The organism is Bianquea renquensis (genome assembly GCF_014384895.1).
Lineage (GTDB): Bacteria > Bacillota > Clostridia > Lachnospirales > Bianqueaceae > Bianquea > Bianquea renquensis.
Map to the genome: position 1 here is coordinate 22,634 of NZ_JACRSQ010000022.1, position 14,226 is coordinate 36,859.

Annotated in this window: 10 protein-coding genes; 9 read left to right on the plus strand and 1 reads right to left on the minus strand. The window is 49.6% G+C overall.

Annotated elements, in window-relative coordinates; translation table 11 throughout:
• Positions 1-16: 16 nt before the first annotated feature.
• From H8730_RS12995 to H8730_RS13035, 9 genes are read left to right on the plus strand one after another with little or no spacing between them, the layout of a single operon-like run.
• Positions 17-6,238: a non-ribosomal peptide synthetase gene (locus H8730_RS12995; protein ID WP_177717033.1), complete on the plus strand. Its 6,222-nt coding sequence runs from the start codon at positions 17-19 to the stop codon at positions 6,236-6,238.
• Positions 6,235-6,999: a thioesterase II family protein gene (locus H8730_RS13000; protein WP_177717031.1), complete on the plus strand. Its 765-nt coding sequence runs from the start codon at positions 6,235-6,237 to the stop codon at positions 6,997-6,999. The genes H8730_RS12995 and H8730_RS13000 overlap by 4 nt, the downstream gene beginning before the upstream one ends.
• Positions 6,989-7,219 carry an acyl carrier protein gene (locus H8730_RS13005; RefSeq protein WP_177717029.1) on the plus strand — a complete coding sequence of 77 codons (231 nt, stop codon included), beginning with the start codon at positions 6,989-6,991 and terminating at the stop codon, positions 7,217-7,219. Before H8730_RS13000 ends, H8730_RS13005 begins: the two co-directional genes overlap by 11 nt.
• The gene (locus H8730_RS13010; protein ID WP_177717027.1) at positions 7,220-8,452 is read left to right on the plus strand and encodes a beta-ketoacyl-[acyl-carrier-protein] synthase family protein; all 1,233 of its coding nucleotides are present in this window, start codon (positions 7,220-7,222) and stop codon (positions 8,450-8,452) included.
• The gene (locus H8730_RS13015; RefSeq protein WP_177717025.1) at positions 8,449-9,228 is read left to right on the plus strand and encodes a hypothetical protein; all 780 of its coding nucleotides are present in this window, start codon (positions 8,449-8,451) and stop codon (positions 9,226-9,228) included. The genes H8730_RS13010 and H8730_RS13015 overlap by 4 nt, the downstream gene beginning before the upstream one ends.
• A 19-nt stretch (positions 9,229-9,247) precedes the next feature.
• The gene (locus tag H8730_RS13020) at positions 9,248-9,949 is read left to right on the plus strand and encodes an ABC transporter ATP-binding protein (RefSeq protein WP_177717023.1); all 702 of its coding nucleotides are present in this window, start codon (positions 9,248-9,250) and stop codon (positions 9,947-9,949) included.
• 32 nt (positions 9,950-9,981) lie between these two features.
• Positions 9,982-12,222, plus strand: coding sequence for an ABC transporter permease (locus tag H8730_RS13025; RefSeq protein WP_249289909.1), 2,241 nt, complete (start codon positions 9,982-9,984; stop codon positions 12,220-12,222).
• A 23-nt stretch (positions 12,223-12,245) separates the two neighbouring features.
• The gene (locus H8730_RS13030; RefSeq protein WP_177717019.1) at positions 12,246-12,476 is read left to right on the plus strand and encodes a phosphopantetheine-binding protein; all 231 of its coding nucleotides are present in this window, start codon (positions 12,246-12,248) and stop codon (positions 12,474-12,476) included.
• A complete protein-coding gene (locus tag H8730_RS13035; RefSeq protein WP_177717017.1) occupies positions 12,473-13,237 on the plus strand; it encodes a thioesterase II family protein in 765 nt (254 codons plus the stop codon). Before H8730_RS13030 ends, H8730_RS13035 begins: the two co-directional genes overlap by 4 nt.
• 84 nt (positions 13,238-13,321) lie before the next feature.
• On the opposite strand, the gene H8730_RS13040 is transcribed toward H8730_RS13035, so the two are convergent.
• Positions 13,322-14,224 (minus strand): alpha/beta fold hydrolase, encoded by a 903-nt coding sequence (locus H8730_RS13040; protein ID WP_177717015.1) that lies wholly within the window; start codon positions 14,222-14,224, stop codon positions 13,322-13,324.
• Positions 14,225-14,226: the final 2 nt, after the last annotated feature.

Here is a 14,226-nt window from a genome sequence, read left to right on the forward strand (position 1 = left end):
AGGATAGGGGAGACAGATGTTAGAATATAAGGAAAAATTTCCGTTGACAAGTGTTGCATTGGCTTATTTAACTGGCAGAGATGCGAAGACAGAACTTGGCGGGAATGCTACGGGTTTTTATGCTGAGTTTCAGGGAAATTGTGAAGCTCAAAGGCTTGAGATGGCTATTAATCGCGTGATTGCACGCCAACCGATGCTGCGGACCCTACTCTTTTCCGACGGGACACAGGCAGAGCTCACGAAAATTCCGGTCTATCAGCTTCCCGTCACAGATTTACAGAATTACACCTGCGAGGAAATCGAAGCGTTTTTTCAGAAGCTTCGCGCGGAGGAGTCCCATAGAATTTTTCAGCTGGAAAGCTGGCCTATGTTTAACTTCTCATTCTATTTGCTCCCTGGGGGAAAAAGCCGCGTTGTCATCTCCTTTGATATGATGCTGATGGACCGATTCAGTATCGAGATTCTCGTGCGTGAGCTCAATGCGTTTTACCGAGAGGAGAGAGGGCCGCTCAAGCCATTGCCGCACAGCTATCAGGACTATGTGAATCTGGTGGAAGATGAGCGCAGGGACAATGGGGAAGGGGATAGAAAGTTCTGGGAGCAACGCATTCCCCACATGCCGCCAGCTCCGCCCATTGCGATGAAACGGGAAGGAAACAGCGGGGGACGCTTTACCTCCCGTGTAAAGGTTTATGGTAGGGAACAATACCAAAGTTTGCAGGAAAGGCTCTATGACAACCACATTCTTCCCTCTGTGTATATGCTATACTGCTACGGTAAATGTTTAAGCCGATTCAGCTCGGCAAACGATATGTCCGTCAGTATGACAATCGCGCACAGAGCGCCCATGGGACATGTATTTTCGGATTTGATTGGAGACTTCACGAAGCTGCTGTTAGTGGATTTGCACTGGGACGCGGAAGAAAATTGGATTGACGGATGCAGAGCGCTTCACAGGCGAATCAAGGAATACATGAAACACACGGCTTTTGACGGCCTTGATGTCATGAAGGAGTTTGCAAGAGAGCATCAGCTCAGTGGGAAGGCAGTGTTTCCTTTTGCCTTTACAAGCAGTCTGGCTTCGCAGGATGAATCCCATTGGCATTTCCTAGGGGATGTGGTGTATCAGATAAGCCGGACGCCACAGCTGGCTGTCGATTGTCAGATTTCTGAGCATAGGGGACAGCTCGAGATCCGATGGGATTGTCTAAAGGGCATCCTCTCAGACCAATTTCTGGATTCAATGTTTTGGCACTATGTTGACCTGGTTGAGAAAACCATTGACGGGCAGGACTCCCATGCGGGGATTGACATAGACCGGATTGCCTTGTATAACAAGACCGCGGCAGATATCCCCTCTCGTACGCTACAGACCCTTTTTGAAAATCAGGCGGCGAAAACGCCCAGCAATCCTGCGCTTTCCGTTGACGGGGAAACCTATACATATGGATGGCTGCGGGACGCTTCCGATCGCGTTGCCAGTGCGCTCTATGAAAAATACGGCACCGGAGGCGCCATAATGGTTGACGGGCAGAGAACCGCGGAGACGATTGTTGCGATTCTGGGGATCTTGAAATCTGGCAATGCATATGTCCCCTATGACGGCGAATATCCGGAGAAGCGAATTCAGTCCATCAAAGAGAGCTGCCATGCGTCTGCACTTATAACACCTGCGGTATGCCGGGACATGATGGCTCAGGGAGCGCCACCGTTCTCCGCCATTTTGGGAAATCCGGAGGATACGGCGTATATTATTTTTACATCGGGCAGTACCGGAATCCCCAAGGGCGTTGTTATCACGCAAGATGCAGTTTGCAACACGATTTTGGACGTCAATCACCGGTTTGGCCTTCAGGAGACGGATTGTATCCTCGGAATTTCTTCCTTTTGGTTCGACCTTTCGGTATATGACATCTTTGGGGCATTTTCCACGGGAGCGCATCTTGTCGTAAGCCAAAAGGTAGAAATGGAACATATAGTCAATCTTATGAACCGGTACCCTGTCACGTTCTGGAATACCGTCCCGGCGATTCTGGACTTGCTTGTAAGCTCAGATCCCGTGTTGCCCCGTGATATTCTTAAAAATGTACTGTTAAGCGGGGACTGGATTCCCCTTGAGCTTCCTCAAAAAATCCACAGCTTATTCCCCAAAGCGAAGGTGTGCAGCTTAGGCGGCGCGACGGAAGCTTCCATATGGTCTATATACTATCCAATTGAAAAGGTTGAACAAAATTGGAATAGCATTCCATACGGGTATCCCCTCGCCAACCAGACGATCTACGTACTCGATGAGGCGGGAAGGCTTTGCCCAACTGGAGTTCAGGGTGAAATCTGTATTGGCGGACGAGGTGTGGCAAAGGAATACTGTGCAAATGAAGCGGAAACACAGGCACACTTTGTTGACCACCCCCAGTATGGGCGTATTTATCGAACCGGTGATTATGGTTTGATGTCCGAGGAAGGATATGTTATCTTTCATGGACGAATGGACCAGCAAATCAAACTACACGGTTTTCGGATTGAGTTAGGTGAAATCGAATCGGCTTTGCTCAAATGCGATGCCGTTGACAAAGCTATTTCGCTGATTAGGGAGAGCGCCTCCGGTGCAAGCGTGATTGTGGCCTATGTTATATGCAGGGACCGGAAGGTATTTGATGAGGCATCGCTCCGAAGAGCCATTTCGGAAAGCATTCCCCATTACATGCTGCCGTCTGCTATACTTTGTGTTGACGAGTTTCCGCTGACCTCCAACGGAAAAATAGACCGGAAGGCACTTCCATTGCCCGATATAGCAGAATCTAAGAAGGATTTACCGCGAACCCAGATGGAAAGCAAAATCGCAGAAATTTGGGAAAAGGAAATGGGGGCCACGGCTGTATATCGGGAGGACAATTTTTTCTATCTCGGCGGGGACTCCTTAATGGGAATCCGTGTGGCCGGGCAGATACAGAAAGAATTGAAAATCAAGGTGGACGTATCCGAGATCTTCGCATCACCAGTTCTAAAAGAGTTCTGTGAGGGGCTGGAGAGAAAGCGTATCTCCGGTGATGGAGGGGAGGAGGAGCTTCCCGCTATTGTGGTGGATTCTGAAAACGAGAATCGGCCCTTCCCCCTGACAGATGTACAGCGATCGTATTGGATTGGCGCCAAGGGTATGATGAGTTTGAGTGGGGTCACAACACATGCAGTCTGTGAGCTTGTATGCGAAGATATAGAATTTGAGCGCCTTGAAATGGCATTCAATAAAGTTATCGCGGAACAGGGAATGATGCGAGCGGTCGTCTTGCGCGATGGCAGCCAGCAAATCCTTGAAAAGGTTCCGCACTATCCAATTTCAATATTGGAAGCAGATGAAGATACAGTGGAAGAAATGCGTCAGAATATTCGATCTGAAATAGAGAATGAACGTTTTAATCCAGAAATTTGGCCGCTGTTTAAGGTTCAGGCGATTCGGTGCCGGGATACCGTCTTCCTGTATGTGGATCTCGACAATCTGATTTTTGACGGTTTCAGTGTGCAGCTGCTGTTTAGCCGGTGGAGCGAGTATTACCACAACAGTGCCAAAAATGTGGAGAAGCTAGGAGTATCCTTCCGGGACTATGTCAATGCTCTAGCTGCGGTAAAGCAGTCAGCCCAATATGAGATTGACCAGCAATATTGGAAGCAACAGGTGCTAACCATGGCGCCGGCCCCTGATCTTTTTACCATTTCAAGTCCGGATATGCTTGTTGCGCAGACAATTTCACATTATACCGCTAAGCTTGATCCTCAGACTTGGCAGCAACTTCAGGCGAACAGCCGAGCCTACGGCTTAACTCCGGCAACCGCACTTCTGACAGCGTACTCCGTGTTGTTATCCCTTTGGAGCAGAACCTCAGCTTTTACAATCAATGTAACACAGTATAACCGTCTATTTAACCATCCTGAAATCAATGCCCTGATCGGAGATTTTACCTTGCTTTCCATGCTCTCCGTCGATATGTCGGCTCCCGCAACGTTTTGTGAGCATGCGCAGCGGATTCAGAACAAGGTTTCCGACAATATGGCCCACCCGTATTTCAGCGGTGTTGAGGTTCAGCAAGAGTACGCAAAGCTTCACCAGCTCGGTGGCGTGATTTTCCCAATCGTGTTTACATGCACTGTCGGGATGGCTTCGGGCAGGTCAACGGAGAGGGGATTGGGGAAGGTTGAACGAATTACGACGGAGACGCCCCAGGTATGGCTCGATTGTCAGGTGACAGAATTAGAGGGCGGATTGAATATCAGTCTGGAGGCGGTCAAAGAGCTATTTCCAGCAGAGACACCGGCCGCTATGATGGAGTTTTATCGAAAGCTGCTGCTTGTCCTCTCGGAAGATAGACAGATCTGGAAAAGCAGTCTTCAGGACATTCTCTATCCGCATAATCTGATTCCAACGCTTCGGGAGAGAGAGAGGCTGTCTGAGCTTGCGCCTGTGGACCGAGGCAGCACACTTGAAAGCCTATTTGTCAGCCAGGCCCTTCGAGCTCCAGAACGAATTGCGGTCATTGACAGAACACGAACCATGACCTATGGCCAGCTTTACCGTGAAGCGCTTTTGCTGAGTGAAGAGATCGCGGGCAAGAATCAAAGCATTGTGGCAATTCTACTCAAAAAGGGATGGCGACAGGTCGTGGCCGTTGTCGCGACCCTTATGTCCGGCGCGGCGTATCTTCCGCTGGATATGGGAAATCCGGATAAACGGATTGAAGAGATTCTGGACAAATCTCAGGCAAACCTTATTTTGACCGAGGCGGATCTAGCCCAAAGAGCTTCCGGTTTCGGGTGCGACTTCATTGTGATTTCCGGCAAGCCGATGGATACACAGCTGAAAGAGCATCCTTTACAGTGCACAGGCGACAGTCTGGCATATTGTATCTTTACTTCCGGGAGTACCGGAAAGCCTAAGGGCGTTATGATTTCTCACAGGGGAGCCGTCAATACAATTTTGGATGTAAATGAACGCTTCCATATTGACCACAATGACCGCACCCTAGCGCTTTCCGCACTTAATTTCGATTTATCTGTGTATGACATATTTGGAATGCTCGCCTGCGGGGGGGCGGTGGTTATCCCTGGCGAATGGGATCGAAAGGACCCCCATGCGCTGATGGAGCTCATTCACATCTACGGTGTAACCGTTTGGAATAGCGTTCCCGCCTTTATGCAGATGTTGGCTGAGTATGCCCTTGAGGTGAAGGAAACCGCAGAAAACCTGCGGGTCGTCATGTTGAGCGGGGACTGGATTCCACTGGATCTGACGGCCAAAATCAGGAGACTGAGTCAACAAGCAGATATATACAGTCTGGGCGGTGCAACGGAGGCATCCATCTGGTCAAATTATTACCCGATTCGGGAGGTTAAGCCGGAATGGCGCAGTATCCCCTATGGGTATCCCCTCTCAGGTCAGGGCTTCCGGATCTTAAATGACCAAATGCTCGATTGCCCGCCGAATACCATCGGCAAACTGTACATTTTCGGGACAGGCGTGGCGCTGGGATATCTACACGACAGAGCGCTTACAGGGGAACGCTTTATTGAATATGGCCGTACAGGCGAACGCCTCTATGATACTGGAGATTTGGGAATGTATTGGAATGATGGGACAATTGAATTTTGGGGACGGGAGGATTTTCAGGTTAAGATACGCGGCCATCGAATTGAGCTTGGCGAGATTGAAGCCGCGGTCAATCAGAGCCATCTCGTAAAGGAGGCAGCCGCCATGGCGGTTAAAGTGAAGGGCAAACCGAGCCTTGCAGCGGCGCTAGTGCCCATCGATGGAAGCTATCCAAAGGAAGAGATCCTTGCGGATGCTCTGGGGGAAGCGCAAAAGAGGCTTCCCGACTATATGATCCCCTCCATCTGTTTTGTATTGCCAAAGATGCCGTTAACCGGAAATGGCAAAATCGACCGCAAAGAACTTTTGGCGCAGGCAGAAAGGCTTGTGGGGCAGCAGAGACGAGGTGAGCCTGAGCATAAGCGAGATGAGATTGAAACACTCATCGGAGAAATCTGGCAAGAGGTGTTAGGTCTCGATGAACTTCCTGGATTGGAGGAGGATTTCTTTGATTTTGGAGGGGATTCCATCGATATCGTTAAGGTTAAAACCAAGCTGTCTGAGACGTTGGGACAGGATATCGCCATGTCCAAAATCTTTGCGGCACCGACCGTATCGGGAATGGCGCAGGCGGTGAAAGGCGAAGGGGAGGGGCTGCTATGAAAATTATAAACTCGTGTTTTCCCTTTCGGATTCCGGGGACCCACGAACCCCTGCTCTTTTGTTTTCACCACGCAGGGGGAAATGCAGGGCAGCTGAGGAGCTGGTCGGGAGTACAAAATGAAATCGCCGTTGTGCCGGTTGAATACGCAGGCCATGGCTGCCGGATGCGGGAACGCTTTAATCAGACGATACAGGAGATCGCGCAGGAGATCGCGCAAGCAATCTCTCGCGAATGCCAATTCCGCAAAGTTTATATTTACGGCCATAGTCTAGGTTCGCTCATTGCGTTTGAAGCTGTAAAATGTTTAGAGCGCAGCGGTATTTCAGTGGGAGGGCTTGCGGTTGCAGGCAGGGGAGCTCCCTTTGAACAGGACCTGAGTCGTTTCCGCAGCTGGATGGGGCGTGACGCGCTGTTAACTGAGATGAGACGCCTCGGGGGGATGGATCCCCAATTACTTGAAAATAAGGAGTTTATGGATTATTTTGCTCCGATTATTTTAAAGGATTACGCGCTTCACGAGGCATACTGTTATGACAACTCCCCTATCCGTGCTCCCATCATTGCCCATTGTGCCGAGATGGATGTGGATACGTCCCCTCAGCAGATGAAAGAGTGGAAGCGAGTTACAAAGGGGCTATTCAATTTTCGAATGTTTCAGGGTGGACACTTTTTTGTCCTTGAATCCGAAACCTATTTATCCGCATTGCTACAGGACATTAAAAAAATCGATGCTCGAGGGAGGAAATTATATGTCAGTTGAGAAAAAGGAAATCAGGAAAATCGTGGCGGATGTACTGGAAATAGAGGAGGAGGCCATCGGGGACGAGGATCATTTTGTCACCGATCTCGCCATGAATTCGCTTCAGATGCTGGACTGTATTGCAGAAATTGAGGATCAGCTCGAAATCCGCGTTTCTCAGGGAGAGGTGCGTGCGCTCAGCAGCATAAACAGGATCATGGCGTATTTGGAGGCGCTTTAGATGCGCAGACGAGTTGTTATAACAGGGATCGGAACGGCTTCCGTCTGCGGTTTTGGAAAAGCTGCCTTTTGGAATGGCATTCTAAAGGGCGACACTCATTTTCAGAAGGTCAATGATGCATTTTACGGGGCAGACTTCCAGGGGCAATATGGATTTCTGGACAGAGAAGAGCAGAGTCTGTTTGAGGCCCAATATTTAAGCGAAGAAGAGCGGAAGTCGCTTCATCCCTGTGCCAGACTTGCGCTGGCGGTTGCACTGTCTGCCGCCGAGGATGCAGGTCTCAAGAAGTTTGACGGGGAGATTTCCCCGGAGCGGGTGGGAGTATCGGTGGGAACAACTCACGGCGAGATTAACGTCATGGAGAGTATGGTTCAGGAAAATGGGGCGGTTCCAATGGAGCAGATCAAGGACTCCATACATCACATTGACATCGCCGCCGCCATTGCCAGGCGCATGAAAGCGGCGGGGGATGTTGTGCTCCATTCGGACGCCTGTTCGTCCGGCAATGTGGCGGCCGCCTACGGTTTTCAAATGATCAGGCGGGGGCGTCTGGACAGGGTGCTGGCGGGTGGTGTAGATGTATACTCAAAGTTGACAGAAGGTGGATTTACCTGCATCCGCGCTTTGACCTCTGACAGGGTGCGGCCATTTGACAAAAACAGGAGCGGCATCATATTAAGCGAGGGGGCCGGGATGCTCGTCCTAGAGGACTATGAGACGGCGAAGGCAAGAGGCGCTCACATATACGGCGAAATTCTCGGTCAGGGGCAAAGCAATGACGCGTACCACATGGCCTCCATGGACCCAGAGGCGGCGGAAATACAGGTCGCCATGGGAAATGCCGTACAGGATGCCGGCATTTTGAAGGGCGAGATCGAGTACATATGCCTCCATGGAACCGGAACCATCTCAAATGATAACTGTGAAATGAAAGCGATACCAGAATTTTTTGGGGAGAGGGCCGAGACCTTGCATGTCAGCTCCATCAAAGGAGCTCTTGGACACGCCCTTGGAGGGGCAGCGGCCCTTGAACTTGTGGCCTGCTCCCTTTCGCTGGAAAGTGGAATTATACCGCCCAATTGCAATCTTCTTCAAAAGGATAGCCATTGTACGCTCCATCTGGTGAGGCAGCCGTTGAATGCAAAGCCGTCGGTGATAATGAACAGTTCGTATGCCTTTGGCGGAAGCAATTGTTGTATTGTTCTGGGGAAAGTAGGGGAGGGATGTGCTTGAAAATTCCAATGGGACATGCGGCTTTGATTTGTACAGCATCGGAGGATGACAAAGCCAAAGAGAGCGGCCTATCAACGGCGCTTTTCGAGGCCGCAAAATCTGTTATGCCGGCGGCGGACCATCAAGATTACCGTCAGATAGGAATTGCCACTGCCACTTCCTATGGTCCACTCACGCTATATTTACAACATATAGACGCACTTTTCAAAAAGGGGGTTCGCGGACTTCGGCCACAAAAGACAATTCACTGTGTCCTCTGCGAGCCCTCCTGCCAGGTCGGAATCCATCTAAGGGCAAAGGCATTCAACATGAGCTTTCTCGGCGGAGCCTGCTGCGGTTTCAGCGCCGCGGTGGCGGTAACGGACGCTTTAAAGGATCATATGGCCAGCACAGTGCTGCTCCTCGGCGGGGACAATGTGGAAAATGGTTCTTCCGCCGGAGCTGTGATTCTCGGCAATGGGGCTGAATGTGATTGGTATGTAAAGGCAGCGAAAGCGCGATTTGCGTATGATGGGAGCTTGAAGCGGAGGGCGGGAGAGCTTATGCAGTCCCTCTGCCAGGAGGCAGGCCTTTTCGAGAGGCCCCACACCCTTGTCCGATGTCAATCCTGCCTATCTGACATGGGGGACAGCGGGTTTGAGGGGATGGAGGGCGGGTCTACTCTATTCAGCGGACTTATTGTTGCGCAGAACCTGCTTAAGTCGGGCCTTCAAAATGTTTTGTTATTGGACGCGGAGCCCTCAGGGCTTTTGGGCGGGCTCCTTATAGGAAAATAAAGCGATGCAGGAGGTAAAAATGTTTATTGAAATGCGAGATGCGGTCAAGCAATATGGCCACGGTGAAGCAGCTGTTCGCGCGTTGGATCGCGCAAGCTTTTCCATGAAAAAGGGAAAAATCGGGGTGATTCTCGGAGCCTCCGGTTCGGGTAAGAGTACGCTTATGAATATGATAGGCGGGATTGACAAGCTGGACAGCGGGCGAATCATGGTGGACAACTGTGACATAAGCCAATATAGCAGAAAGCAACTTGTCGGGTACCGGCGTGAAAAGATCGGGTTTGTCTTTCAGTTTTATAATCTTATTCCGAATCTCACGGCCAGGGAAAACATTGAAACGACAAGGGATATCGCTGTCAATGAAAGTATTGATATAGACGAGATCATGGACACGTTGAACATGACCTCCTTTGCAAACCGATACCCATCCGAGCTGTCAGGTGGTCAACAGCAGAGGGTTGCCATTGCGAGAGCCATCGCAAAAAATCCAGCCCTTCTTCTCTGCGATGAACTTACAGGGGCGCTTGATTCAAAATCTTCGAAAGATGTTCTATCCTATATTGAAAAGATCAACCGTGAGTACGGGACAACGGTTCTGATCATTACACACAACGAAGCGATTCAGCAGATGGCAGACATGGTGATTCACGTCAAGGATGGAAGGGTCGTATCCCAGGAGGAGAATGATAATAAGATCAGCGCCCAACAGCTGGCATTGTAAATCATATTGGCAGAAAGAAGGATGCGGAATCTATGAAAATGATAAATCGAAAAGTGGGGCGGGAGATAAAAGGAAATCTTTCCTTTTATATTTCCGTAACACTGCTGACTGCGATCACGGTTTTCCTCGTTGCTGTTGCATTTTCAGATGCGGCCATGATCCAAGAGGATATTGGCAAGCTGATGGCGGATTGCCATGTTGAGGATGCTCAGTTTCAGACCATACTGACGCTGGAGGACGAAGACATCGAGAGCTTAGAAGCACAATATGATGTGGAGATTGAGCAGACAGCCTATATGGATGCGGCATTAGGCGACAAGACACTCCGGATCTTCAAGCCTATGGAGAGTGTGAATGTATATACCTTGCTGGAAGGGGAGGACGTTACGGAACAGGATGAGATTCTGTTCGACCGCGATTTTGCCAACGCCAACCATATTGAAATTGGCGACATCTATGCGATTAATGGAAAGTCATTTACGGTGACGGGCCTGGCGGTCCGGCCGGACTATCTGTATTCCAAAAAGAGTCTACAGGATATGTGGATTGACAAAGAAAATTTTGGTATGATCCAGGTTTCGGCGGCTGACTATGAGAGCCTCCTGGCGGAAACAGACTGGAATGAAAGCACCTATTACTCCGTTATATTCCATGACGAAAGTATGATAGAGGCTTTCCGCCAGGCCATCTATGGAGAGTACAGCGCCTACAGTTACCTTTCGGCAGAGGCAAATAGTAGAATCGAAAGTCCCAGGGGAGCGGGCGATGAGATCTTAATGCAGTCATGGAGCCTTGCGCCCATTCTATTCATTGTCATCATGTTACTCATATCGATTGTCATCGGCAGAATCCTTGAGCGGGAGAAAAAATATGTTGGAACGCTATTGGCGCTTGGCTATCAAGATAGAGAAATAAGCCTACATTACTGTATGTATGCCATCCTGCCAGGGTTTATGGGAAGCGTCCTAGGTCTTTTGCTCGCCATATTTGCGGGAAAAGGCGTCGCCATGTATTTTGTTATCGACTACCAGTTGATTAACTATAGCTTTTATATTCGCCCCCATGTTCTGGCGATCTGTCTACTTCTTCCCACGATCCTCTACGGATGCGTCTCTTATTTTAAGTCCATACGGATGGTGAGAAGAAACATTGTCTCCATGCTCAGGGAACAGGATGAGCAAAATGGTCGGAAGAGAAGACGGCGTATGCTGGAGAGAAGTCAGATCTCGTTTCAGAAAAAGTTTAAGATCCGCTCCCTCTTTGCCCATATGGGGCGCACGCTCATGGTTTTATTTTGTCTTTTCCTGAGCTCCTTTCTCTGTGCATTTGGATTTTCATTAAATGACTCTTGCCGGAATCTTGTGGAGGAAGGGACGAATAATGCCTGTGTCTATGAATACAGCTACTACCTAAACGGAATGCACAGCGGTGAAGATTTTGGCGGTCTAGTCGGGCTTGTCGTAACCTATGAGACGGCCAGCCACGGAACCATTACCCTAAGCGGAGTCCCCGCCGGCAGCCGTTTCCAGGACATGGAGATACTAGGGGGCGATTACAGGGAAGATGGGTTTTACCTCACGAACGCCGCTGCGGTTGAGTATGGTCTGAAAGCAGGCGATGAGATGACAATCGTCAATCCGGTTACGCTGGAGGAAACCACCGTGCAGCTTGACGGGATTGCACAGGACAATTCACAGCAGATTCTGTATACATCCTACACCAATGTCAAAGAAATAATCGAGGTGGAGGAGGATTATTTCAATGTTGTGTATTCCGATACAGAGCTTTTCATTGAAAGCGATGCCCTCTCCTATGTGGGCGATAATGACGGCATCCTCGATACATTGATGAACGCCATGACAGCGCTTAATACTATGGTGTACGGCATCATGGCAATCGGTTGCCTCCTGAGCATCATATCGGTGTATCTGATCGTCAATCTTTTAATCGGGGAGAACAAATCGAATATTTCCATGTTCAAAGTTTTGGGGTACCAGAATCGAGAAATTAACAAAATGATTCTCAATATAAACCATATACTGGTAGTCATCGGATTTCTGCTGGCGATTCCGGCTTCTGTGGCCGCTGTCAAGATCCTGTGTATCAATATGGTATCCCTACTGCATATCGTGATCGAACCATCGCTGCGGGCAGGATCGGTGGCTCTATGCGCGGTTATCATACTTTGCAGCTATTGTCTATCTCTGCTGCTTCTGCGCAAAAAGGTGGATCGGATTGATATGGTCACATGCTTGAAAGGAAACCGGGAATAAAAATATAAAGGAGAGAGCCGTATATGCGTGACATTATGAACAGAATTTGGAAGAATATTCTTCAGCTGGAAACACCTCCGAGGAATGATGAGTCATTTTTTGATCTCGGGGGGAATTCCTATATGGCAGGCCAGATTTGCCAAGATTTTTTCGAGGAAACGGGAATGACCGTTGAAATCGCAGACTTTTATGAGCATGAAACCATTGATGAACTCATTGCGCTGATTGCGAGTCGGAATGAAGGAAAAGAATGAAACGCGATATATGCTGGGTCGCCCATGAGCGCTATGATGAAAAAGCGGAGCTGAATCTAATCTGTTTTCCCTATGCAGGGGGCAGCGCAAGTTTTTTTGCTCCCTTTAAAAGATCAATTGACAAAACCATCAATCTCTGGCCCGTCCTGTATCCTGGCCGAGAAAAAAATGCAGGCGTACCGAATTTCAATTCCATTGAGGAGACAGCCCAAGCCTTTGTCGATGCGAATCCGTGGTTATTTGAGAAGAGGTACGCGCTGTTAGGGCATTGTACAGGAGCGCTCATGGCGTATGAGGTGGCGCTTGCCGCAGAGAAGGACTATGGTGCAGCTCCGTGTCTCTTTTTTGCTTCATCAGCGCCAGCGCCCTGTTGTGAACAATTTTTTCAGAAAGATAGGATATCAGGGGAAGAGCTGACAGAACGGATGATCGAGAGCGGGATGATTGACAGAGACTTCGCAGAGGGTGAGGCTTTTTCCACGTACTACTTGCCCCTTTTACAGGAAGATTTAAAAATGCATACGAAGTACACCCCACAGCAGCCCTACTCCCAGATGAAGACCCGAGCCGTCGTCCTGTACGGCGATGAGGATCCCCTACTTCAAAACCCTGATGCAATCCATGGCTGGAATCGCTTCGCGGAATATGGTGTTGCCTCTGTGGCCTTTCCCGGCGGACATTTTTATCTTTCCAGCTGCCGGGAACAGGTTGGCCAAGCCATTTGTCGCGCCCTTTCTGAGGAGCGGTTTAACAGGATATAAGAAAAAACAGTCGATGCCCGGAAAAGCCTTCGGTTTCATGGCTTTCCGGGCATCGTTTTCATTCGCGGTGGCGGGAGATATAGTTTAGTCAATATATTTGTCAACAAAGGCCCGGATTGTCTTCCAATATAGCTCGGGGGCCTGCCGAACACACTGTGCGTGCCCTGCACCTGGGATGGAGAGTTTTTGTTTTTCACAGGTGGCCGTCTCGTAGAGTGGAGCCAGCATAGCATAGGGGACAAAGGTGTCCTCCTCGCCGTGAATGAACAGCATGGGCGTAATGGATTTGGCGACCTGGCGAATCGCGTTGGCATCCCGCAAGGTATAGTGGTCTGTAAAGCGCATTATCAAATTTGCCATGTTTAAAACCGGAAAGGGCGGGAGTTTAAACTGAACATGTAGCTGTTCAGCACATTCAGCCCAGGCAGAAGTGTAGCCACAATCCTCGATAATACATTTCACATTCGGGGGAAGGGGATCGCCAGATACCATCATAACCGTGGCGGCCCCCATGGAGAGGCCAAACAACACAATGGAGGCCGATGGATCCTCTTCTATCAGCCGGTAGATCCAGCGGATGACGTCCCTGTGGTCATGCCAGCCAAAGCCGATATAGTGTCCCTCACTCTCCCCATGTCCTCTCAGATCCGGAACTAGGAGATTGTATCCGTGTTGGTAGAAGCCCCGGCCATAATCCGTCATCCCAAGGCCGCGGTCATGATAGCCGTGGACAAGAATTGCGTATTTATGGGATTTTTCTGGACGATTAAAATAATAGGCTTTCAGCTGGAGATCATCGAAAGATTGGATCTCCCAGGAGGTTATATTGTTTGGACTGATCATGGAGGTCCAGGGTTCCAACAGTTCCTCCGGAGGGCGGGGATCCGGTACACGTTTCACAAAGCGATGGTGGAAATACTGACCGGTTACAACACTGGCTAGAGTGAAGGCCCCAGCAGCGGCGAAAAGTTTGTGCGAACGCTTCACAG